Raw genomic sequence first — 23,066 nt, forward strand, 5'->3', positions numbered from 1 at the left:
TCTCTCATACATTCGGCAGGGTCTTGACCCGGCCCATCGTCATATGAGATAACGCGCGCCACGAGCGGGCTATTCCTCGCTAGAGATGAAAGTCGTCGTCCGGCCTGTCGGCGAGAAAGCGCTCGAGCTCGGCCGCGAGCTCGTCGGCGCTCGGCAGCTCCCCCTCGACGAAGCCGTCGACGGATCCGCGCCGCGCCTGGTCGAACTCCCCCGCCATGTAGGCGTCGAAGCGGCGCTCGAGCGTCGCGATCATCTGCGCGAGCTCGTCGTTATGCGCGATCTGGTCGCCGATGCGTTCGAGGTAGTCGCGGCCCTCCTCGCGCAGCGAGTCGAGGGCGAAGACGAGACCCGTCGCGGTCATGATCTTGTCGAACGCGGCGATGGTCGCTCCGGGGAACGACGTCTCGGCGAGGTAGTGCGGCACGAGCATCACGAAGCCGGCGACGGGGAACCCCTGCTCCGACATCCGGTACTCGAGCAGGTGGCCGGCGGTCGCGGGCACCTGCGTGCGGGGCTTCCACGCCGAGTGCGCCTGGATCAGCTCGTGGCGGGATCCGCTCACCGTCGTCGCGATGGCGCGCGTGTGCGGCACGGGCATCGCGATCGCGTGAACCCACGTCATCGTGACGACGTCGTACTCGTCGGCGAGGCGCACGACGAGCTCGCTGAACGCCTCCCAGGCGAAGTCGGGCTCGTAGCCCGCGAGCAGGAGGAACGGTTGGCCGAGCGCGTCGTGCGCGAGCGAGAGCTCGAGGCGCGGCGGGGTGAAGTCGGAGAGGTGGTCCTGATCGAAGGTGACGATCGGGCGCCGGGCGCGGTAGTCGAGGAGGGCGTCGTTCGAGAACACGACGACGGGCTGGGGATCCATTTCGTCACGCAGATAGTCGACGGCGCGCGAGACCGTGGAGCCGGCATCGGTGAAGCCCGTGAGCAGGATGACGAGCGGCAACCGGGGCGGTACGACCGGTGCACTCGCGACGCGTTCGAAGATCTCAGGCATCCCTCCATCGTAATTCGGCAAACAGGCTCCAGGGCCGTCTCGCCTCCTAGGATGGAAGCATGCCGATTCCTGATATCTCGATCTCGCATGTTCCCTTCCGCGACACCGAGGCTGACGCCCTCGTTCTCGCCGTCGCCAGCGTCGATGACCTCGACGCCGACCGCTTCCCCGGTCTGCGCACCGCCCTCGACGCCATCGCGTTCACGGGCAAGAAGGGCTCCTACCAGCGCGTTCACGCACCCGAGTACACCACCAAGCCGCTTGCCGTTGTCGGCCTCGGCACCGACGCCGACGTGCACGAGGTGCGCGAGCAGATCGGCGCCGGCGTTCGCCAGCTGACCGGTTTCGACACGGTCGCCGTCGACGTCGCCGCCGACATCGAGGGCGCCTGGCGAGGCGCCGCCGAGGGCGCGATCCTCGGTGGGTACTCGTTTGACTCGCTCAAGAATCTCACCGACGAGCAGCGCGCATCGTCGCGCCGCGCGAGCCGCGTGCTCGTGACGGCGCCCGAGGGCGCCTCGGACGACGACCTCGCGCAGGCCCGCGCCGCGGGCGAGGCCGTCGCGCTGGTGAAGGACCTCGTGTCGACGCCGGCCGACCGCCAGAGCCCCGCACAGCTCGCAGACTACGCGGCCGAGTCGGTCGCCTCGCTCCCCATCCAGGCCACGATCTGGGACGAGCGTGCGCTCGAGGAGGGCGGCTTCGGCGGCATCCTCGGCGTCGGCGCCGGATCCGAGCGCCCGCCGCGCCTCGTGCGCCTCGACTACGCACCCGAGGGCGCCGAGCGCCATGTCGCCCTCGTCGGCAAGGGCATCACCTTCGACACCGGCGGCCTCTCGCTCAAGCCGGCCGCCAGCATGATCGGCATGCAGGAAGACATGACGGGTGCCGCCGAGGTTCTCGCCGTCATCCGCGCCGCCGCCCAGCTGCAGCTGCCGGTGCACGTCACCGCATGGATGTGCATCGCCGACAACATGCCCTCCGGCAAGGCCACCCGCCCGGGCGACGTGCTCGTCATGGCCGACGGCACGACCGTCGAGGTCACCAACACCGACGCCGAGGGTCGCCTCGTGCTCGCCGACGGCCTCGTCGCCGCGAGCCGCGAGAACCCCGACGTGATCGTCGATGTCGCGACCCTCACGGGCGCCGTCATCGTCGCCCTCGGCACGCGCCACACCGGCGTGATGGGTCACGGCGATGGCCCCGACGCCTTCCTCCTCGCCGCCGACCGCACCGGCGAGCACGCCTGGGCCCTGCCGCTCCTCGAGCACATGCAGCCCTCGCTCGACTCGCGCGTCGCCGACATGCAGAACGCCAACATGGGCGACCGCTCGGCCGGCACCGTCTACGCGGCGCTCTTCCTGCAGCGCTTCATCGGCCGCGTCGACAACGAGGCCGAGGGCGAGCGCATCCCCTGGGTGCACCTCGACATCGCGGGCAGCGGCATGAGCACGTCGACGCCGTACGGCTTCACCGACAAGGGCCCGACCGGATCCTCGACGCGCGCGCTCATCGACTTCGTCGCCGCCGGCGGCGACGTCGCCTAAGCCTTAAGGGACGGATCCGCTCGTGACGGACTTCACCTTCGACCTCGTCGTTCTCGGCGGCGGTAGCGGCGGCTATGCGGCCGCGCTGCGCGCCGCCGAGCTCGGCGCTCGCGCGGTCATCATCGAAAAGGACCTCCTCGGGGGCGCCTGCCTGCACCGCGGGTGTGTGCCCACCAAGGCGCTGCTTCACACGGCCGAGGTCGCCGATAGCGTCCGTCACGCGGCCACCGTCGGCGTCAACGCCACCCTCGACGGCATCGACGCGGCGGCGGCGCTCGAGTGGCGCCGCGCCCTCGTCGCGGGCAAGCACCGTGGGCTGAGCTCGCTCGTGAAGGCCCGCGGCATCGAGGTCGTCGCGGGCAGCGGCTTCCTCACCTCGGTCGACGGGCGCCCGGCCGTCGCGGTCGGCGACGATCGCTACGTCGGATCCGACGTCGTTATCGCGACCGGTTCCTTCTCGCGCACGATCCCCGGCATCGAGCTGTCGGATCGCGTGCTCGACTCCGAGGCCGCCCTGGCGCTCGATTCCGTGCCCGCCCGCGTCGCCGTCCTCGGCGGCGGGGTCATCGGCGTGGAGTTCGCGAGCGCGTGGCGCTCGCTCGGCGCTGAGGTCACGATCATCGAGGCTCTCGATCACCTCATCGCGAACGAGGATCCGTCGTCGCGCACCGCGCTCGAAAAGGCGTACCAGCGCCGCGGCATCGCGCTCGAGCTCGGAGCGCGCGTCACGGGCGTGACCGAGACGCCAGGCGGTGTGTCGGTCGCGATCGAGCGCGGCGGATCCGCCGAGGTCATCGATGCCGACGTGCTCCTCGTCGCTGTCGGCCGCGGCCCCAACACGAGCGGCCTCGGCCTCGAGGAGGCGGGCGTTGCTCTCGATCGCGGCTTCGTCGTGGCCGACGAACGCCTGCGCACCGCCGCGGCACACGTCTGGGCGGTCGGCGACATCGTGCCGGGCCCCCAGCTCGCGCACCGTGGATTCCGCCACGGCGTCTTCGTTGCCGAGGCGATCGCGGGCCGCACGCCGGCCCCGCTCGACGACTCGCTGTTCCCGCGCGTGACGTACTCGACGCCCGAGGTTGCCTCGATCGGCATGACCGAGCCGCAGGCTCGCGAGAAGCACGGCGACCGCGTCGTCGTGCAGGAGGTCTCGCTCGCGGGTAACGCCAAGAGCGAAATCGTCTCGGCCGGATCCCCCGTCCGCGCCGGATCCGTGAAGGTCGTCGCGCTCGACGACGGCCCGATTCTCGGCGTGCACCTCGTGGGTGACCGCGTCGGCGAGCTCATCACCGAGGGCCAGCTGGCCGTCGCGTGGGAGGCCCGCGCCGACGACCTCGCGCCCCTCATCCACGCCCACCCATCGCAGAGCGAAGCCCTCGGGGAAGCATTCCTCGCCCTCGCGGGTTCTCCCCTACACACGATGTGACGCCGCGCCCATCTGACACTCACGTGGCAGTGGGCGCAGTGCCCTAAGCTGATACAAGAATTCAACCTTTTTCTAAAAGGAGACTCACATATGAGTACTTCCGTTGTCCTCCCCGCGCTCGGCGAGAGCGTCACCGAGGGAACGGTCACTCGCTGGCTGAAGCAGGTCGGCGACACCGTTGAGGTCGACGAGCCGCTGCTCGAGGTCTCGACCGACAAGGTCGACACCGAGATCCCTTCGCCCGTCTCGGGTGTTCTTGAGGCGATCTTCGCCGACGAGGACGAGACGATCGAGGTCGGCGCACAGCTCGCGATCGTCGGTGACGGATCCGGTGCCACGGCGGCCCCTGCCGCCCCCGCCGCTGAGCCCGCCGCAGCTCCCGAGGCCCCGGCCCAGGAGGCCGCGCCCGCCGCAGCTCCTGCCCCCGCCGCTTCCGGCGATGCCACCGACGTCACGCTCCCCGAGCTCGGCGAGAGCGTCACCGAGGGCACCGTCACGCGCTGGCTGAAGCAGGTCGGCGACACGATCGAGGTCGACGAGCCGCTGCTCGAGATCTCGACCGACAAGGTCGACACCGAGGTTCCCTCGCCCGTCGCCGGTACCGTTCTCGAGCTCCTCGCGGCTGAGGACGACACCGTCGAGATCGGCGCCGTGCTCGCGCGCATCGGTTCGGGTGCAGCTTCGGCCCCCGCCGCTCCTGCCGCCGCGCCCGCAGCTCCGGCTGCTGCCCCGGCCGCCGAGGCACCCGCCCCCGAGGCCGCCCCGGCCGCCGCCGCACCGGCGCCCGCCGCTGCCGCCTCCGGCGACGCCACCGACGTCACGCTCCCCGAGCTCGGCGAGAGCGTCACCGAGGGCACCGTCACGCGCCTGCTCAAGCAGGTCGGCGACACCATCGAGGTCGACGAGGCCCTGATCGAGATCTCGACCGACAAGGTTGACACCGAGGTTCCCTCGCCCGTCGCCGGCACGATTATCGAGCTCCTCGTGGGCGAGGACGACACCGTCGAGATCGGCGCGGTCCTCGCACGCATCGGCTCCGGCACCCCCGCCGCGGCTCCGGCCGCTGCTCCCGCCGCTCCGGCTCCGGCCGCCGCTCCGGCACCCGCCGCTGCTCCCGCTCCGGCCGCTGCTCCCGCCGCGCCGGCTCCGGCCGCCGCTCCGACACCCGCCGCTGCTCCGGCACCCGCCGCCGCTCCCGCAGCGGCCGCCGCCCCGGCTCCGGCCGCTGCACCGGCACCCGACGCGGCCCCCGCAGCCGCGTCGACCGACGCCTCGGGCAAGACCTACGTCACGCCGCTCGTTCGCAAGATCGCCGCCCAGAACGGCGTCGACCTCGCGACCGTGACCGGCACGGGCGTCGGTGGCCGCATCCGTAAGGAAGACGTGCTCGCCGCCGCGAAGGCCCCGGCCGCCGCCGCCCCGGCAGCAGCGCCCGCCGCTGCCCCGGCCGCTGCCGCTCCGGCAACCGCGCTTGAGACGTCGCCGCTGCGCGGCACGACCCAGCCGATGAGCCGCCTCCGCAAGGTTGTGGCCTCGCGCGCCGTCGAGTCGCTCAACACGACCGCGCAGCTCACGACGATCGTTGAGGTCGACGTGACGAAGCTGTCGCAGTTCCGCGACCAGTACAAGAACGACTTCCTCGCGAAGACCGGCCAGAAGCTGTCCTTCCTGTCGTTCTTCTCGCTGGCCGCCGTTGAGGCGCTCAAGGCCTACCCGATCATCAATTCGACGGTCGACGGCGACAACATCGTCTACCCCGACCACGAGAACCTCTCGATCGCGGTTGACACGCCGAAGGGCCTCTACACGCCCGTTCTGCGCGACGCCTCGTCGAAGTCGATCGCCGAGATCGCGGCCGGCATCGCCGACCTCGCCGCTCGCACGCGCGACAGCAAGCTGAAGCCCGACGACCTTGCCGGCGGTACCTTCACAATCACCAACACGGGTTCGCGCGGCGCGCTGTTCGACACGCCGCTCGTCTTCCTCCCGCAGTCGGCGATCCTCGGTACCGGCATCGTCTACAAGCGCCCCGGCGTGACGAAGGTCGACGGCATCGACGCGATCGGCGTGCGCTCGTACGTCTACCTCGCGCTGTCGTACGACCACCGCACGATCGACGGTGCTGACGCGGCCCGTTACCTCTCGGCGGTCAAGAACCGCCTCGAGGAGGCCAACTTCACCGCGAACCTCGGCATGTAATCCAGGTTCCTAGAGGAGGGGGTCGCACCGAAAGGTGCGGCCCCCTCCTCGTCGTATCGGGCCCTATTCCGGCGCCGCGTAGAGGTCGCGCACGCGCCAGCCCTCGTCGCTCCGCTCGATCACGAGCAGCTGACGATCGGCCTCGGGCGCCGCGACCTCGAGCAGGGCGACGGCGCCGTAGTCGTCGACGAGGCTCACGGCGCGGTCGCCGCGCGCCGCCGCACCCGAGCGCTCCACGCCGTCGGGAGCCCGGCAGGCCTCCCCGCACGCGTCCCACGCCGCGAGGATCTCCCCCGCCGCCGCGACGGCGTCGAGGCTCGGCGCCGGATCCGCGGGTGCGGGTTGTTCGCTCTCCTCCGGCGGCTCGGTCCGCTCGGTATCTCCGGCCTGCTCCGTCCGCGTGGCCACCGGATCCGGCGCCTGCTCGCGCGCCCGCGCGTCCGGCGCGCCCGCCGGCCACAGCATCCCGACCGCGACGACGACCGCCGCGGCCGCGGATCCGACGATCACGAGCGGCCACCGCGCGCCCCTCGAGGCGGCCCCCTTCTTCTTTTCGCGGCGACTGCGTCGATCCCTCTCATACGCGGCGCGCTCGCGCCGCTGCGCGAGGCGCGCGCTCAGCGATGAGATCGCGTCACGCAGCGCCTCGCCGAGCGACGAGTCGATGTGGCGATCGATCGCGTCGCGCAGCCACGCGAGGCGGCCGTCGGTCTCGGCCGCGTCGAACGCGATGACGCGCCCGGGCCGCGGGGTGGCGTCGCCACCGAGGTCGTCACTCTGAATGGGTTGGGGCGCCGCGGCGTCGAAGAGCGGCTCCTCGAGGTCGTCCAGCCGGTGTGCGAGCGTGTCGGGGTGGTCGAGAGCCGAGCGCACGTCATCGATCGCGCGGGCGAGCACCCGGTCGTCGATCTGCGACGCCACGCGGTCGACGAGCACACGCGACGCGGCCACGATAGATTCCCCTGCGCCCTCGGCGAACGCGAACATCGGCCGACCGTCGACCGCGATCCACCACTCGCCCTCGCCATCGGTCACGCCGATCGCCGCGGCCTCCGCGACGCCGCGCACGAGAGAGACGAGAAGCGTCACCGCCTCGCCTCGCCTCCAGCCCACCCCGGCCGCCTCCCGCCTGCCACAGGCCCGCGCGACCGACTCGCGCACGTCGGGCAGCACGACCTCGTGCCCCTCGGCATGCCGCACGACATCGAGCGGCGCCAGCAGGTGCTGGGATCCGGCGCACCGCCAACCCGCCCACTCCGTGAGCGTCGACGTGTCGACGAGCAGCACCGTTTCGTCCTCGTGTAGCGTGCCCCGCGTCGCGGCGTAGGGCACCTCGGGCCGCGCGATGTGGCGGATGCGGTGGACGGCCGCGTCGAGCGCCTCGGCGGTGGGTACTATCGCGTCCATGTCCCCCAGCATCGTGCGATCGGCGCCGCCCCGCTCGCCGAAAGGGGCGTTCTGGGGATAACTTCTGCGTATCGCGCCCTGTGCACACGTTGACCCGGCATGCGGTGTCCAGCCCGGGCTAGGTAAACTGGACCGTATGGCATCACGCACGGCAGCCCCCGAGAAGCGTCCGGGGATCTTCTCCACGATCAAACAGCTCATCACCTTCACGAAGGATCCGTTCCCGTGGGTGGTGTGGATCCTGCCGCTCATCCTCTTCGTCGGCGCCGGCCTCGGCGTCATCTTCGCGTTCGCGACGCAGCAGCGCTGGTGGTTCGCGATCCTCTGGGGCTTCTTCGGCCTCATGGTCGGCATCATCGTCGCGATGCTCTTCATGAACCGCCTCGCAACGAAGGCCATGTACATCAAGCTCGACGGCATGCCGGGCGCCGGCGGTCACGTCGTGTCGAACATGCTCGGCCGCAACTGGCGCGGCGAGGAGATGCCCGTCGGCATCAACCCGAAGACGCAGGACGTCGTCTACCGCGCCGTCGGCCGCGGCGGCGTCGTACTCGTCGGCGAGGGCTCGCGCTCGAAGCTCGAGAAGCTCATGAAGAAGGAGCGCACGGTCGCGCGCCGCATCACGCACGACTCCGTGCCCGTCACCGAGTTCTACATCGGCAAGGGCGACGGCGAGATCGCGATCGACCAGCTCGCCAAGCACATCAAGAAGCTGCCGAAGACGGTCGACCGCAACGGTATGGCTCAGCTCATCGCCCGCACCGAGTCGATCTCGCGCGGTGGCGCCGCGGCCCTGCCGATCCCGAAGGGCATCGACCCCATGCGCGCCCGCGCACCCAAGACGCCGCGCTGATCCGAGACGAACGCCGTTCGGATACCGAAAACGCCCCGCTTCTGCGGGGCGTTTTTCCTGTCTGCCTTAGCGGGCGCGGACCAGGATCGTGCCGGCTGCGAGGTCGTGGAGGCCGCGGTTATCGGCGTCCCAGATCGCGGCGGGGATCACGATAACCGTGAGCGCGGCGCGGATGAGCGGGCGCCAGATGCCCGTCCAGGATCCATCGGCGCGCGTGACGCGCAGGCCCCAGATGCGGTGCCCGGGGCTACCGCCGGCCGTCGGGATGAACACGATCTGCAGGACGAAGAAGATGATGAGCTCCGACCACCAGGTGTAGTCGAAGAACGCGGCCGAGATCAGCACGACGGCGGCCCAATCGGTCGCGAACGCACCGATCCTGCGCGGCAGCGTCGCGAGGCTTCCGGGTCCGCTCTGCGGGAGGCCGAGAGACTTGCCGGCGTAGTCGGGCGAGGATGCAGAACTGGTCACGGATCCACCCTATTCGGCGGCGATGTGGCGGCTCTGGGAGGCGGGCGAGTTTGAGTCCTGAGCAGCAACCCCCGTAACATCGGGGAAACACACGAGACATGCCGGAGCAATCGTGCGGCGGTAGTTTCGACGAGTCAGCCCGGCTGGCGCTGATCCGACATCTCTCCCATATCTGGAGCTTTCATGTTCAAGGACCCGTCCGAAGTTCTCGCCTATATCCAGGAAGAGGACGTCAAGTTCCTCGACATCCGCTTCACCGACCTCCCCGGTGTGCAGCAGCACTTCAACATCCCTGCGTCGACGGTCGATGAAGACTTCTTCACCACGGGCCAGATGTTCGATGGTTCCTCGATCCGCGGTTTCGCGTCGATCGACGAGTCGGACCTGCAGCTCATCCCGGATGTGACGACGGCGTACATCGACCCGTTCCGCACCCACAAGACGCTCGTCATGATCTTCGACATCTACAACCCGCGCAACGGCGAGGTGTACTCGAAGGACCCGCGTCAGGTCGCCAAGAAGGCCGAGAAGTACCTCGCGTCGACGGGCATCGCCGACACCGCGTTCTTCGCCCCCGAGGCCGAGTTCTACATCTTCGACGACGTTCGCTACGAGGTCACCGGCGGCAAGAGCTTCTACTCGGTCGACTCGGACGAGGCGCACTGGAACAGCGGCCGCGAGGAAGAGAGCGGCAACCTCGGTAACAAGACCAGTGTCAAGGGTGGCTACTTCCCCGTCGCTCCCGTCGACAAGCAGGCCGACCTGCGCGACGAGATCTGCCTGAACCTCGAGGGCGTTGGCCTTCAGCTCGAGCGCTCGCACCACGAGGTGGGTGCCCCCGGCCAGGCCGAGATCAACTACCGCTTCGACACGATGGTGCATGCGGCTGACGACGTTCTCAAGTTCAAGTACGTCGTGAAGAACACGGCTGAGGAGTGGGGCAAGACCGCCACCTTCATGCCGAAGCCGATCTTCGGCGACAACGGCTCGGGCATGCACACGCACCAGTCGCTGTGGCTCGACGGCAAGCCCCTCTTCTTCGACGAGCAGGGCTACGGCCAGCTCTCGGACATCGCCCGCTGGTACATCGGCGGCATCCTCAAGCACGCCCCGTCGCTGCTCGCGTTCACGAACCCGACGATCAACAGCTACCACCGCCTGGTCAAGGGCTTCGAGGCGCCGATCAACCTGGTCTACTCGGCCGGTAACCGCTCGGCCGCGATCCGCATCCCGCTGACCGGATCCAACCCGAAGGCCAAGCGCATCGAGTTCCGCGCCCCCGACGCCTCGGGTAACCCCTACTTCGCCTTCGCGGCGCAGCTGATGGCGGGCCTCGACGGCATCAAGAACCGCATCGAGCCGATGGACCCGATCGACAAGGACCTCTACGAGCTTCCCCCCGAGGAGGCCAAGAGCATCCCCCAGGTGCCGACGACCCTCCCCGAGGTGCTCGAGGCGCTCCGCGCCGACCACGCCTACCTGCTCGAGGGCGGCGTCTTCACGCAGGAGCTCATCGACACGTGGATCGACTACAAGTACGAGAAGGAGATCCTGCCGATGGCGCAGCGTCCCCACCCGTACGAGTTCGAGCTCTACTACGGCGTGTGACTTCGCGGGGCTCTGAGGAACGCTCTCCCAGCCTGCGAGCCCAGTGAATCACTGAGCCCCAGACGGCAACTGCCGTCTGGGGCTCAGTGTATCTCCGGACGTTTACGGACGTCTACGGGGAGTGAACGGACGGGTTTTCGGACGGGAAGAATAGCGACTGTGCCAAGGCGGCCGGTGAGGGTCCACTCCCCCGTCGTCGGCATCGAGCTGCTCCGCCCGGACGTGGATCTCGATTGCCCTTCACAGCGCCTGACTTGAGGCGTACCCTCGAAGTAGGCGATCAACTCTGCTACGTCATCATCGATGTGATGGCACGACCTGCAGCCGCGCTGAACGGTCTCTTCTACTTCTGTCGCCTCCCGACAGGAGAGGACTGTTCCCATCCTTCGTCTCATCTAGACCCTGAGCGTCTACGTCCGTAGCTTCATGCGCCGGTTCATGCCGACCAACATTGCCCTCGACGCACTCCGCACCCGTCGCGGCCTCAAGTGGGGCGTGCCCGCGATGCTCCTGGCGGTCGTTTACATGTACGCGGCCAGCGTGATGACCACGCTCATCGAAGGCGGCGGGCCTGAGTGGCTCTACCTCGTGATGCTCGTGTGCATCTGGAACGCGCTGAAGTTCATCGTGCACGGCCCGGTCTCGCTGATCCAGCTGGCGCGAGTTCGGGTGCTTGAAAGTCGCGGCAGTCCGATGAATGGGCGGAGGGGCGTAGTTATCTCGGGCTCGATGTTCTCGCTCGTTGCCGGCTCACGATTATCGATGGTGACGGTGATGCCGACGGAGACGAGGAGGTGACGATGCTCGAACCTGCCGCTCTGGCGGCTTAGCAACCAGCTCGAAGGATCACGAACGGGTTACGCCACTCCACGGGACTTGCCCCCCCCAGCACCGGTTCGTCCGTCCCCGGTCGCGTGATCGTGCCGCAAGAACGATCCTTGTCAATTGGTCACTCATAGCTGTATGGTCAGTGCATGCTGACTATTGCTTCGCGGGTGGATGTGATGAACCGGTTAGGCCGAGCAATGGCGGACGCGACGCGCTCGCGCATCCTCCTCTCGCTCCTGGACGGGCCGGGCTATCCGGCGCGACTCGCCCGCGACCTGGGGTTGACGCGCACGAACGTGTCGAACCATCTCGCGTGCCTGCGCGGGTGCGGGATCGTGGTCGCGGAGCCCGAGGGCCGGCAGACCCGCTACGAGATCGCCGACCCGCACCTCGCCGCCGCGCTGACGGCGCTGGTGGAGGTGACGCTCGCGGTCGACGAGCATGCACCGTGCATCGACCCGGCCTGTCAGGTGCCGGGATGCTGCAAGCCGGAGACGGTAGCGTGACCGCGGTAGCGCTGGACCCGGCGCGGATCGGGGTGCTGCAGCGGCGCATTAGGATCGTGGTGGGCATCACGATTACCTGGAACGTCATCGAAGCGATCATCGCCCTCGCCGCGGGCAGGGCGGCGTCGTCTGCGGCGTTGATCGGGTTCGGGCTGGACTCGATCGTCGAGGTGCTGTCGGCCGCGGCGGTCGCGTGGCAGTTCGCCGCCCCCGACCCGGAGCGGCGGGAGAGGACCGCGCTGCGGGTGATCGCGGTGTCGTTCTTCTCCCTGGCCGCCTATGTGACGGTCGACGCGGTCTTGTCGATGGCAGGGCTGCGCGACCCGGAGCATTCGCCGGTCGGGATCGCGATCGCCGCCCTCAGTCTCGTGGTGATGCCGTTCCTGTCGTGGTTCGAGCGCCGCACCGGACGCGAGTTGGGGTCAGCGTCGGCGGTCGCGGACTCGAAGCAGACCCTGATCTGCACCTACCTCTCCGCCGCGCTCCTGGTCGGGCTGCTCCTAAACAGTCTGCTCGAATGGGCATGGGCGGACTCGATCGCTGCGCTCGTGATCGCCGGGTTCGCGATCCGTGAAGGCGTCGAAGCCTGGCGGGGTGAGACCTGCACGGAGCCCGTTGCCGTGCTGACTGGGGAGCGCGAGGCAGAACACTGCGAGGACGGATTCTGTTCGTCGCAAGATGACAGGAATACCCCTGGGGGTATTGGGTTGGTGTGAGTGACGCACCCGATGAGGGTGCACTGACGAAGGAGCGATCGATGTCCGATCCGCATGCGCACCACCACGATTCCGGCCTGCACCGCACGGGAGCGACGGCGTCCGCGAGCGACCACGCGCATCACCGCGACGACATGCCGTCGCACGAGATGCACGACGAGCAGCCCACTGCTCCCGGGCATGAAGCGCACGCGCAGCACAGTGGGCACATGGGGCATGGGGATCATGTCGGTCACGGAGGACACTCGGGGCATGCGGGTCATGTGGGGCGGTTCCGTCGCCTGTTCTGGGTGAATCTGTTGATCGCGGTGCCGGTGGTGGTGTTCTCGCCGATGTTCGCGATGATCCTCGGCTACACGGTTGCGGGCTGGGCGGCATGGGTCGCGCCGGTGCTCGGCACGGTCATGTACGTCTGGGGCGGCTGGCCGTTCGTGACGGGCGCGGTCGGCGAGCTGCGTTCCCGCAAGCCGGGCATGATGCTACTGATCGGGCTCGCGATCACCGTCGCGTTCGCAGCCTCGTGGGGTGCGACGTTGGGACTGCTGGATCATGCGCTGGAGTTCTGGTGGGAGCTGGCGCTGCTGATCGTGATCATGCTGCTCGGGCACTGGATCGAGATGCGCTCCCTCGCCCAGACCACGTCCGCTCTCGATTCCCTTGCGGCGCTCCTGCCGGACGAAGCCGAACGCGTGACCGGCGACGGGGTCGAGACGGTTGCACCGGGCGAGTTGCGGGTCGGCGATGTTGTGATCGTCCGTCCCGGCGGCAGCGTGCCAGCGGATGGTCGCATCGTCGACGGCCGGGCGGATATGGACGAGTCGATGGTGACCGGCGAGTCCCGCCCGGTCGCCCGGAGCCTCGGTGACCCGGTGACCGCGGGCACGGTCGCCACAGATTCCGGTTTGCGGGTGGAGGTCACTGCGACGGGCGAGGACACGGCTCTGGCGGGGATCGGGCGCCTAGTCGCCGAGGCGCAGGCGTCGTCGTCGCGGGCGCAGCGGATCGCAGACCGCGCCGCGGCGCTGCTGTTCTGGTTCGCTCTCACCGCGGCGGTGATCACCGCGGTCGTGTGGATGCTGGTCGGGAGCCCGGACGACGCAGTGGTGCGGGCGATCACGGTGCTCGTGATCGCGTGCCCTCACGCGCTGGGACTTGCGATCCCATTGGTGGTGTCGATCGCGACCGAACGTGCGGCGAAGGGCGGCGTGCTCGTCAAGGACCGCCTCGCGCTGGAGAGCATGCGCACCGTCGACGTCGCCGTGTTTGACAAGACCGGCACCCTCACCAAGGGCGAACCCGTCGTCACTCAGACCGCGACCTTCGAAGGTGTCGATGCGAATCGTCTGCTCGCGCTGGCTGCGGCGGCGGAGGCCGACAGCGAGCACCCGCTCGCGCAGGCCATCGTCCGCGCCGCCCGAGCGAAGCAGCTCACGATCCCGGCGGCGTCGGGTTTCTCCTCGTCGCCGGCGGTCGGGGTGAGCGCGAGCGTGGACGGGCACGAGGTGCGGGTCGGGGGGCCGCGCCTGCTCGAACAGCTCGCTGCCGCCGAGATCGCCGAAGCGGAGACGTGGCGGGCCGAGGGCGCGATTATCCTGCACGTCGCTATTGACGGGCGGGTGGCTGGTGGTCTCGCGCTCGAGGACGAGATCCGTCCGGAGTCGCGCGATGCCGTCGGTGCACTGCACGCGTCCGGGGTGCAGGTGGTGATGATCACCGGCGACGCCGAAGCCGTCGCGCACCGCGTCGGCTCCGAACTCGGCATCGACCGCGTCTTCGCCGGGGTCCGCCCTGAAGACAAGGCCGCGAAGATCGCCTTGCTGCAGGCTGAAGGTGTGAAGGTCGCGATGGTCGGCGACGGCGTGAACGATGCCCCCGCGCTCGCTCAGGCGGATGTCGGGATCGCGATCGGCGCGGGCACAGATGTCGCGATCGCCTCCGCCGGGGTCATCCTCGCCAGTTCCGACCCGCGCTCGGTGCTGTCGGTGATCGAGCTGTCCAGGGCGGCGTACCGGAAAATGCGGCAGAACCTGTGGTGGGCTGCCGGATACAACCTCGTCTCCGTGCCGTTGGCCGCGGGGGTGCTCGCGCCGGTGGGGTTCGTGCTGCCGATGTCGGTCGGTGCGATCCTGATGTCGCTGTCGACGATCGTGGTCGCCGCGAACGCGCAACTGCTGCGCCGGCTTGACCTCCGCCCGGCCGCGAGCACGCGCGCCGCACGGGAACGGTCAGCCTGAGACCGAACTATCGTTGACTATGACAAGGAGGGAGCAGCCGTTGAGTGCAGCGCGTGAGCAGCGGGTCGTATCGACGACCGTGCGGCGGGTGCTGCTCAGCGTCGGGCTCACCCTGCTCGTCGTCACCGGCCTGCTCGGCATGCACGCCCTCTCCGTCGGGCACACCCTGCCCGCCATTGGACACGGCCAGACGGTCGCGCAGTCCGCTCACTCCGCCACCGGGCACGACGCCGCCTCAGTTGAGACGGCGCTGATGACACCCCTGAAGGCTTCGCCTTACGGAGCTTCAATCATGGACGAGGGTGGTGGCTCTTGCGCAGGTGACGGGTGCGGCGGGATGTCGCACGACCATGCGATGCAAATGATGATGTGCGTGCTCGCACTGCTCTCCGTCGCGCTGGTTCTGATCGCGCCGCGCCTGCTCCGCGGCTGGCTCCGGCCCCTACCGTCACTGCTCGTCCAAGTGCGCGTGTTGCTGCGATCTCTGCCGTTGCCGCGCCCGCCCTCTCTTCTTGTCCTGTCGATCAGTCGAACCTGATCCGCACCACCTGCCGCCCACCCGAACACGTGGTGCGGTCGGTGGGTTTCGCCCTGCCCGGGCGACGGATCACCACCTACGTTTCGACTGATAGACAAGGACATTTCTCATGCGTACTCGCACGATCACTCTCTTCACGACCGCTCTGGCCGCCTCCCTCATCCTCTCCGGCTGCTCGACAGCCGCCGACAACTCCACTGGCGGCGCTGATCACAGTTCGCACTCCACCAGCACGCCTGATGCCTCGACTTCGTCGGAGGCGAACGCCGCTGATGAGACGTTTGCGACGATGATGATTCCGCATCACGAACAGGCCGTGGAGATGGCGGACATGATCCTCGACAAGGACGGCGTGGATACGCGGGTGACCGATCTCGCCCAGCAGATCAAGGACGCGCAGGCTCCGGAGATCGAGACGATGACGGGCTGGCTCACCGAGTGGGGCGTCTCGCTTGACTCGGGTATGGCCGGTCACGACATGGGCGATGACGGAATGATGGACGAGTCGGCGATGACGGCCCTCGACGACGCGGACGGTGCGGACGCCGCTCGGTTGTTCCTCGAAGGCATGCTCATGCACCACGAGGGTGCGATCGACATGGCCGAGACGGAGCTCGCGGACGGACAGTTCCCTGACGCTCTCGAACTCGCACAGCAGGTGATCGACGGGCAGAGCGCCGAGATCACGACGATGAACGACATCCTCGACACGCTCTGACTCGACGACAGCGGGTGCGGGGCATGAGTGCCCCGCACCCGCGCCGATCCCGAAGGACAACACGATGAACTACAACCATGTGACCGCTCGCCGCGCGAAGGTCCTCACCTCTGTCGGAGCCATGCTGATGGCGGCGAGCGTGCTCGTCGGGTGCTCCGCGAAGACGTCCCCGACGTCGCCAGCGCCCGAAGCGGAAGCTCCGCTCACCGTGACGATCGAGGGAGCCGATGATGTTGCAGGCCTCGACGCCCGCACGATCATCGACAGTCTCGACAGCACCCCCATCGCGGACCGCCCGACGGATTTCACCGCACAGGTCCGACCGGACGCTCTCGTCATCACTGACGATTCCGGCGAGACGGAACTCCCGATGCCGGACGACCAGGTCTATGTCGCGATCGCTCCGTATGAGCAGCAGACGCACGACTGCTACTTCCACGCACCGGTTAACTGCGTCGGCGAGCAGAGCGACACCGACTTCGACGTGACCGTCACGGACTCCGACACCGGCGATGAGTACGTCGATCAGTCGATCCGGACGTTCGACAACGGCTTCATCGGCATGTGGCTGCCTCGTGGCGTCACCGCTGAGGTCGTCATCGAGAAGGATGGCCGCACTGCGACCGGCACCGTATCGACTGTCAATGATGATGACGCCACCTGCATCACCACGATGCAGTTGAGCTGAGCCTTCTGGTTGCCCCTTTCGTCGCCGCGGCGCAACAGAAAGGGGCAACTACAGCCCTATCCCTGGCGCACCAGGTCTGCGGCGAGCCCACGAACTTTTCGGTGAGAGAGCGAGTTTCAGGCACCAACGAGGGTGCGGGTTGCGTCAGTGAGCGCAGCCGCGGTGGGCTGGTAGTAAGCCCACCGTCCGCGCTGTTCCCGGGTGACGAGGCCTGCCTCGACGAGGAGCTTCATGTGATGCGAGACAGTCGGCTGTGACAGCCCGACAGGTTCGGTGAGATCACAGATACACATCTCGCCGTCCTTGCTGGCGACGATGAGCGAGAAGAGCTTTACCCTGCTGGGATCGCCGAGCGCCTTGAACACTCGCGAGAGCGAGGTTGCCGCCTGGTCATCGATGACGTGTGTGGTCAGTGGCGCGCAACAGTTTTCGACGGTTTCAGGGGCGGCATCGATCAGCTGTGAGGGCATATCAACCATTGTGCCTGACGTATTGACAGTTGTCGATACGTGAGGCAAGCTCGATGTATTGATGTTCTTCGATGTATGGAGGTCGGGATGCTTCCCGTTGTCGTGATCGGTGCAGGCCCACAGGGTCTCGCAGCCGGAGCCCATCTGCTGGAGCGAGGCCTGGAGCCGCTCATTCTTGAGCAAGGCGACTCAGCCGCAGCCTCGGTAGCGGAGTGGGGGCACGTGCGACTGTTCTCACCGTGGTCGGAACTCACCGATCCGGCCTCACGTCGCCTGCTGGAGCCGACGGGCTGGGAAGCGCCGGCGTCGGGATATCCGACGGGTGCGCAGTGGGTCGAGGGCTATCTCGCCCCGCTCGCTTCTGCCTTGGGGAGCCGCGTCCGTTACGGGGCACGCGTGGTCGGGGTCGGGCGGAAGGGTCGCGACCTGTCGGTGGATGCGGGCCGGGCGGAACAGCCGTTCGTGGTTCATGTCGAGCACGCGGATGGTCGCGAGCAGCGTATCGAGGCGAAAGCGGTGATCGACGCGTCGGGTACGTGGGCGACGCCTTCGCCGGCCGGGGCTGATGGGTTGGCTGCACTCGGAGAGCGTGCCGCCGCCCGCGCAGGAAAGTTGGTGTATCGGATTCCGTCGATCGAGGACGCCGCGTCTTTGGCAGGGCGACACGTCGTGGTCGTCGGGAACGGGCATTCGGCGGCGACCGCGATCGGGCTCGTGGCTCGTATCGCCAAGCGTGAGCCCGGCACGCGGATCTCGTGGGTGCTCCGGCGGGGAGCTGTGGGAAACACCTTCGGCGGAGGAATGGCCGATGAGCTTCCGGAGCGCGGTGCGCTCGGTCAGCGTGCGAAACAGGCGGTGGAGTCGGGCCTGGTCGATCTGGTGACGGGGTTCCGCACCGAGCGAATCCTGTGCGAGGAGGATCGCGTGGTGCTTGCCGCCGAGGACGGTCGAAAGCTCGCCGCCGCGGACCAGGTATTCGTCTTGACGGGGTTCCGGCCCGATCTGTCCTTCTTGTCGGAGGTGCGTCTCGATCTGGACGTGCGTCTGCAGGCTCCGTCGAAGGTGGCGGTCGAAGTGGACCCGAACCTGCATTCGTGTGGGTCGGTGCGGGCCACGGGTGCGGTGGATCTCGCGCACCCGGAGCCGGGGTTCTACATCGTGGGTGCGAAGTCGTACGGCCGCGCCCCGACGTTCCTCGCCCTGACGGGGTTTGAGCAGGTGCGCAGCGTGGTCGCCGCGATCGCCGGGGATGATGCGGCGGCGAACCGCGTTGATCTCGTCCTGCCTGATACGGGCGTGTGCGGTGGTGCGGGGCTCTTTGACAGTCCCGATGCGATGGGTGTGGGCGGGTCGTGCTGCGCAGCACCGGCCCCGCAGTTGATCCAGCTCGGCACTGCACCCGTCAAATAGGCAAGTACACGGCGGGGCGGGCAGGAACCGAGACTCCTGCCCGCCCCGCCGATATTTATGCAGCGGAGAAACCGAGTTCGCCCGCGAGCTGTCGAACCTTGTCGGTGATCTGATCCCGGATCGCGCGGGTGCGGTCACCACCACCGATGTCGGAAGCGTCCTGGTCTGCGAAGGTCCAGGTCTCGATCACGCCGGCCATGCCGTCGACCGGTGCGACCTTTGCCTCGTCGCCGAGCACGATGACCCGGTCCACGCTGCGGAGGATCTCCGGGTCGATGGGCTTCGGGTACTCGCCCTCCATCGACGCGCCGACTTCGATGATCGCTTCCTCGGCGAGGGCGCTGAGCTTGTCGCTCGGTGCGGTGCCTGCCGAGTAGACGGTGATCGCGTCGCCGGCGTGCTGGCGCATGAGGGCTGCGGCCATCTGTGACTTGCCGCCGTTCTTCTTGCACACGAACAGCACCGACGCGCTCATGCGCTGGCCGCCTCGGTGGTCGCAGGCTCGAGCGAAGCGATGAGTTCCTCGATGCGGCGCTTGATCTCGTCACGGATGGGACGGACGGACTCGATGCCCTGGCCGGCGGGGTCGTCGAGCTTCCAGTCCTCGTAGCGCTTGCCGGGGAAGAACGGGCAGGCGTCGCCGCAACCCATGGTGATCACGACATCCGAGTCCTGCACGGCCTCGGTGGTGAGGACCTTCGGGGCCTCGCCGCGGATGTCGATGCCCTCCTCGAGCATCGCCTCGACGGCGACAGGGTTGATCTGCTCGGCGGGGATCGACCCGGCGGAACGGACCTCGATACGGCCGGCGGCGAGATGGCGGAGGTAGCCGGCGGCCATCTGGGAGCGGCCGGCGTTGTGGACGCAGACGAACAGGACGCTGGGCGTGGTGGTGGTCATGATCGGAAGTCTTCCTTTTCTCAGTTCTTCACAAGCGAGTCGATAAGGGTGCGCACGCGTGCTTCGATGTCGTCGCGGATGGCGGCGACACCCTCTTCGGAGGCGAGGGCAGGGTCGCCGACCGCCCAGTCGTCATAGGTCACACCCGGAATGATCGGGCAGACATCGCCGCATCCCATCGTGACGACGACATCCGCCGCGCGCACGGCGTCGTCGGTGAGCGGCTTCGGGAACGCGGCCGCAGCGCCCTGCTCGCCCTCGATGCCGACGAGGATCGAGCGCACGTGTGGGTGCACCTCGGATGCAGGCATCGACCCGGCCGAGCGCGCGACGACCGCGCCGCCGGAGAACTGGTTCACCAGTGCGGCGGCGAGCTGCGAGCGGCCCGCGTTGGCAACGCAGACGAACAGCACCTGCGGCTTGCCCGCCTCGCGATCGCGCGCGATGTCGGCGAGGCGCTGGCGGGCGAAGCGCTCGGTCAGCGGGATCATGTGGGTCGTCAGCTTCGCCGAGCGGACGAGACCGGCGAACGATTCCCGCACGATTGTCACGACGAGATCGCGGTTCAAGTGCGGCATCTCGTCAGCGAGCTCCGTGGCGAGGTGCTCGACCTTCGCGGTGAGGGCCTCCAGCGCCGCCGCGCGGTCTTCCTGCTCGGTCGCAGCTTCAGCGATCGCGGCGAGCGCGAACGCGTCGAGCAGTGCGGTCACGGCCTGCTTCCTGGACGGCTGGATGCTGTAGTACACCCAGGTGCCGCGCCGCTCGGAAGCGAGCAGCCCGGTGTCCTTCAGCTTCTTCAGGTGATGCGAGACCGTCGGCTGGGAGACGTCGGCGAGCTCCGCGAGGTCGCACACGCAGGCCTCGCCGCGCGGGTCAGTCGCGATCGCCGACAGCATGCGCAGCCGGAACGGGTCAGCGAGCGCCTTCAGCGTCGACGCGACGGCGTCGGCGGCGTTCTCGCCGATGGCATGAGTCGGAGTAGGAGAACAGATCTCAGCGGTCATGATGCCCTCGATTCGGTGACAGCGGGAACAGCATACGGGTCGGTGTCGAACCACTTCCGCGCCGCCCACAGGGAGACGTAGACGAGTCCCACAAGCACGGGCACCTCGATCAGCGGGCCGACGACGCCCGCGAGAGCCTGGCCGCTCGTCGCACCGAAGGTGCCGATCGCGACGGCGATGGCGAGCTCGAAGTTGTTGCCCGCCGCCGTGAAAGCGAGCGTCGTCGAGCGGGCGTAGTTCAGCCCGACTCCCTTGCCGAGCAGGAGGCCCGCGAACCACATAATCGCGAAGTACGCGAGCAGCGGCAGGGCGATGCGGGCGACGTCCCACGGCTGGGAGGTGATCGCCTCTCCCTGCAGGGCGAACAGCAGCACGATCGTGAAGAGCAGCCCGTAGAGGGCGAACGGGCCGATGACGGGGATGAACTTCGCCTCGTACCAGTCGCGGCCCTTCGCCTTCTCGCCGAAGAACCGGGTGAGGAACCCGGCCGCGAGCGGCACGCCGAGGAAGACGAGCACATTGATCGCGATCTGCCCGATCGAGACGTCGAGCCCCTGCGAGTCGAGGCCGAGCCAGCCCGGCAGCACGGTCAGGTAGAACCAGCCGAGCAGCGAGAACGCGACGACTTGGAAGACCGAGTTGATGAACACCAGCACCGCGGTCGCTTCCCGGTCGCCGCAGGCGAGGTCGTTCCAGATCACGACCATCGCGATACAGCGCGCGAGCCCCACGATGATGAGACCCGTACGGTACTCGGGCAGGTCAGGTAGGAAGATCCACGCCAGGGCGAACATCACGGCCGGCCCCGCGATCCAGTTCAGGATGAGTGAGGAGACGAGGAGCTTCTTGTCCCCAGTCACGGCGGCGACCTTGTCGTAGCGGACCTTCGCCAGCACCGGATACATCATGATCAGCAGGCCGAGGCCGATCGGCACCGAGATCCCGCCGACCTCCATGTGCGCGAGCACGTCGGACAGCGCCGGGATGAAGCGGCCGAGCAGGAGGCCCGCGACCATCGCGAGGCCGATCCACAGCGGCAGCCACCGGTCGAGGGTGGAGAGCTTCGCCGGCTTCGCGCGAACTTCAGTGACGGTGCTCATGCGATCAGCTCGTCGATCATGCCCGCGATGACGGGCTTGGGGTTCGCACCGATGAGCACGTCGACGCGCTCACCGCCGCGGTAGAAGCCGAGGGTCGGGATCGAGGTGACGCCGGCGGCCATCACGGTCGCGGGGTTCGCATCCGCGTCGAGCTTGACGATCTTCACTCGGCCGTCGTACTCGCCGGCGAGGTCTTCGAGGATCGGTGCGATCGCCTTGCACGGTCCGCACCAGGTCGCCCAGATGTCGACCAGCACGGGGATCTCGGACTGCAGCACCTCGGCCTCGAACGTGGCGTCAGTGACGGTGATGGTCGCGCTCATGCGGATACCTCCAGAAGTTCGGTCTCGGTCTCGCCAGCGGGCAGGCCGGCGAGGAAGTGCTGGGCGTCGAGGGCCGCGGCACATCCGGTGCCCGATGCGGTGATCGCCTGACGGTAGCGGCGGTCGACGAGGTCACCTGCGGCGAAGACACCCGGCAGGTTCGTCGCGGTGGTCGGGTGGTCGACGAGCACATAGCCCTCGTCGTCGAGATCGACCTGCCCGGTCAGCAGCTCCGAGCGCGGGTCGTGGCCGATCGCGACGAACACACCGGAGACGGGCAGGACGCGCTCAGCACCAGTGGCCGTGTTGCGCAGGCGGAGCGCCTCGACGGCGCTCTCGCCGACCAGCTCGGCGACCTCGCTGTTCCACGCGACCTCGATCTTCGGGTCGGCGAGCACGCGCTCGGCCATGATCTTCGACGCGCGGAACTCGTCGCGGCGGTGCACGACGGTCACCTTCGACGCGAAACGCGTCAGGAACAGCGCTTCTTCCATCGCGGAGTCACCGCCGCCGACCACCGCGATCTCCTTCTCCCGGAAGAAGAAGCCGTCGCACGTCGCGCACCACGACAGACCATGACCCGACAGACGCTCCTCATCGGCGAGGCCGAGCTTGCGGTACGCGGAGCCGGTGGTGAGGATCACGCTGCGCGAGCGGAACGTCTCACCCGAACCGGTCTCGATCGTCTTCACGTCGCCAGCGAGATCGAGACTGGTCGCATCGTCATAGAGGATGCGCGCACCGAAACGCTCAGCCTGCGCCCGCATCGCCTCCATCAGCTCCGGACCCTGCACACCGTCGGTGAAGCCCGGGAAGTTCTCGACCTCGGTGGTCGTCATGAGCGAACCGCCGGCGGTCACCGCGCCGGCGATCACGACGGGAGCGAGCCCCGCCCGAGCCGCGTAGACCGCGGCCGTGTACCCTGCCGGGCCGGACCCGACGATCACTACCTGTTGCATCGACATGTTTCTATATTGACGTACTTCAAAACAGTCGGCAAGTGGAGCAGGCGGGTTCAGGGAGTTGTTCGCCGGATGTTCATCCGAACCAATCTGCTTCTCGCGACGCGCACGACGCGAGAAGCGGATAGCTCACCTGCGAAAGCAACCGCTTCGTGAGA

The 23,066-nt window shown here is 68.2% G+C and carries 22 protein-coding genes and 1 pseudogene; 13 read left to right on the forward strand and 10 right to left on the reverse strand.

Going from position 1 to position 23,066, the window contains the following annotated elements:
* Positions 1–79 precede the first annotated feature (79 nt).
* Positions 80–1,000, reverse strand: a complete 921-nt coding sequence (locus DTO57_RS04045) for a proteasome assembly chaperone family protein (protein ID WP_114116900.1) — start codon at positions 998–1,000, stop codon at positions 80–82.
* A gap of 59 nt (positions 1,001–1,059) precedes the next feature.
* Between DTO57_RS04045 and DTO57_RS04050 the strand changes: the two genes are divergently transcribed.
* The 3 genes from DTO57_RS04050 to sucB all read left to right on the forward strand — a co-directional run bounded on the left by DTO57_RS04050 (position 1,060) and on the right by sucB (position 6,172).
* Positions 1,060–2,547: a leucyl aminopeptidase gene (locus DTO57_RS04050; RefSeq protein ID WP_114116901.1), complete on the forward strand. Its 1,488-nt coding sequence runs from the start codon at positions 1,060–1,062 to the stop codon at positions 2,545–2,547.
* 22 nt (positions 2,548–2,569) lie between these two features.
* Positions 2,570–3,973, forward strand: coding sequence for a dihydrolipoyl dehydrogenase (gene lpdA, locus DTO57_RS04055; protein ID WP_114116902.1), 1,404 nt, complete (start codon positions 2,570–2,572; stop codon positions 3,971–3,973).
* A 90-nt stretch (positions 3,974–4,063) separates the two neighbouring features.
* Positions 4,064–6,172 (forward strand): 2-oxoglutarate dehydrogenase, E2 component, dihydrolipoamide succinyltransferase, encoded by a 2,109-nt coding sequence (gene sucB / locus DTO57_RS04060; RefSeq protein ID WP_114116903.1) that lies wholly within the window; start codon positions 4,064–4,066, stop codon positions 6,170–6,172.
* Between the two features lie 63 nt (positions 6,173–6,235).
* Here sucB and DTO57_RS04065 read toward each other — a convergent pair whose 3' ends face one another.
* Positions 6,236–7,579, reverse strand: a complete 1,344-nt coding sequence (locus tag DTO57_RS04065) for a hypothetical protein (protein WP_114116904.1) — start codon at positions 7,577–7,579, stop codon at positions 6,236–6,238.
* A 136-nt stretch (positions 7,580–7,715) separates the two neighbouring features.
* On the opposite strand from DTO57_RS04065, the gene DTO57_RS04070 reads away from it, so the two are divergent.
* Positions 7,716–8,432 carry a DUF4191 family protein gene (locus tag DTO57_RS04070; RefSeq protein ID WP_114116905.1) on the forward strand — a complete coding sequence of 239 codons (717 nt, stop codon included), beginning with the start codon at positions 7,716–7,718 and terminating at the stop codon, positions 8,430–8,432.
* Positions 8,433–8,498: 66 nt separating this feature from the next.
* Here DTO57_RS04070 and DTO57_RS04075 read toward each other — a convergent pair whose 3' ends face one another.
* Positions 8,499–8,903, reverse strand: a complete 405-nt coding sequence (locus DTO57_RS04075) for an RDD family protein (RefSeq protein ID WP_114116906.1) — start codon at positions 8,901–8,903, stop codon at positions 8,499–8,501.
* Between the two features lie 183 nt (positions 8,904–9,086).
* Here DTO57_RS04075 and glnA point away from each other — a divergent pair, with 183 nt between their 5' ends.
* From glnA to DTO57_RS04115, 8 genes and pseudogenes are all read left to right on the forward strand, one after another.
* Entirely contained in the window at positions 9,087–10,511 is a 1,425-nt protein-coding gene (gene glnA / locus DTO57_RS04080) for a type I glutamate--ammonia ligase (RefSeq protein WP_114116907.1), read from the forward strand.
* Between the two features lie 680 nt (positions 10,512–11,191).
* Positions 11,192–11,341 (forward strand): annotated as a pseudogene (locus DTO57_RS14645) (IS256 family transposase); the annotation flags it as partial.
* Positions 11,342–11,485: 144 nt separating this feature from the next.
* Entirely contained in the window at positions 11,486–11,845 is a 360-nt protein-coding gene (gene cmtR, locus DTO57_RS04090) for a Cd(II)/Pb(II)-sensing metalloregulatory transcriptional regulator CmtR (RefSeq protein ID WP_114116908.1), read from the forward strand.
* Entirely contained in the window at positions 11,842–12,561 is a 720-nt protein-coding gene (locus tag DTO57_RS04095; RefSeq protein WP_114116909.1) for a cation efflux transmembrane domain-containing protein, read from the forward strand. The genes cmtR and DTO57_RS04095 overlap by 4 nt, the downstream gene beginning before the upstream one ends.
* Before the next feature lie 41 nt (positions 12,562–12,602).
* On the forward strand, positions 12,603–14,795 hold the full coding sequence (locus tag DTO57_RS04100; protein ID WP_373285671.1) for a heavy metal translocating P-type ATPase: 2,193 nt from the start codon (positions 12,603–12,605) through the stop codon (positions 14,793–14,795).
* Positions 14,796–14,835: 40 nt separating this feature from the next.
* The gene (locus DTO57_RS04105; RefSeq protein WP_162785647.1) at positions 14,836–15,333 is read left to right on the forward strand and encodes a DUF6153 family protein; all 498 of its coding nucleotides are present in this window, start codon (positions 14,836–14,838) and stop codon (positions 15,331–15,333) included.
* 109 nt (positions 15,334–15,442) lie between these two features.
* Positions 15,443–16,051, forward strand: coding sequence for a DUF305 domain-containing protein (locus DTO57_RS04110; protein ID WP_114116911.1), 609 nt, complete (start codon positions 15,443–15,445; stop codon positions 16,049–16,051).
* 79 nt (positions 16,052–16,130) lie between these two features.
* Complete coding sequence (locus DTO57_RS04115) at positions 16,131–16,739, forward strand: CueP family metal-binding protein (RefSeq protein ID WP_244909103.1); 609 nt, start codon at positions 16,131–16,133, stop codon at positions 16,737–16,739.
* A 116-nt stretch (positions 16,740–16,855) separates the two neighbouring features.
* Here the strand turns inward: DTO57_RS04115 and DTO57_RS04120 are convergent, their stop codons facing one another.
* Positions 16,856–17,209, reverse strand: coding sequence for an ArsR/SmtB family transcription factor (locus tag DTO57_RS04120; protein ID WP_222843218.1), 354 nt, complete (start codon positions 17,207–17,209; stop codon positions 16,856–16,858).
* A gap of 87 nt (positions 17,210–17,296) precedes the next feature.
* Here DTO57_RS04120 and DTO57_RS04125 point away from each other — a divergent pair, with 87 nt between their 5' ends.
* Positions 17,297–18,619, forward strand: a complete 1,323-nt coding sequence (locus DTO57_RS04125; protein WP_373285670.1) for an NAD(P)-binding domain-containing protein — start codon at positions 17,297–17,299, stop codon at positions 18,617–18,619.
* A gap of 55 nt (positions 18,620–18,674) precedes the next feature.
* Here the strand turns inward: DTO57_RS04125 and DTO57_RS04130 are convergent, their stop codons facing one another.
* Genes DTO57_RS04130 through trxB form a run of 6 tightly spaced genes read right to left on the reverse strand, consistent with a single transcriptional unit; the run spans position 18,675 to position 22,911 of the window.
* Positions 18,675–19,094 (reverse strand): arsenate-mycothiol transferase ArsC, encoded by a 420-nt coding sequence (locus tag DTO57_RS04130; protein WP_114116915.1) that lies wholly within the window; start codon positions 19,092–19,094, stop codon positions 18,675–18,677.
* Positions 19,091–19,519, reverse strand: coding sequence for an arsenate reductase ArsC (locus DTO57_RS04135; protein WP_114116916.1), 429 nt, complete (start codon positions 19,517–19,519; stop codon positions 19,091–19,093). The genes DTO57_RS04130 and DTO57_RS04135 overlap by 4 nt, the downstream gene beginning before the upstream one ends.
* 20 nt (positions 19,520–19,539) lie before the next feature.
* Positions 19,540–20,523 (reverse strand): metalloregulator ArsR/SmtB family transcription factor, encoded by a 984-nt coding sequence (locus DTO57_RS04140; protein ID WP_114116917.1) that lies wholly within the window; start codon positions 20,521–20,523, stop codon positions 19,540–19,542.
* Entirely contained in the window at positions 20,520–21,623 is a 1,104-nt protein-coding gene (arsB, locus tag DTO57_RS04145) for an ACR3 family arsenite efflux transporter (protein WP_114116918.1), read from the reverse strand. Before arsB ends, DTO57_RS04140 begins: the two co-directional genes overlap by 4 nt.
* Complete coding sequence (trxA, locus tag DTO57_RS04150) at positions 21,620–21,946, reverse strand: thioredoxin (RefSeq protein ID WP_114116919.1); 327 nt, start codon at positions 21,944–21,946, stop codon at positions 21,620–21,622. Before trxA ends, arsB begins: the two co-directional genes overlap by 4 nt.
* The gene (trxB, locus tag DTO57_RS04155) at positions 21,943–22,911 is read right to left on the reverse strand and encodes a thioredoxin-disulfide reductase (RefSeq protein ID WP_114116920.1); all 969 of its coding nucleotides are present in this window, start codon (positions 22,909–22,911) and stop codon (positions 21,943–21,945) included. Before trxB ends, trxA begins: the two co-directional genes overlap by 4 nt.
* Between the last annotated feature and the right edge of the window lie 155 nt (positions 22,912–23,066).

Origin of the sequence: Microbacterium sorbitolivorans, from assembly GCF_003327285.1 — a bacterium.
In the GTDB taxonomy this organism is placed as follows: Bacteria; Actinomycetota; Actinomycetes; order Actinomycetales; family Microbacteriaceae; genus Microbacterium; species Microbacterium sorbitolivorans.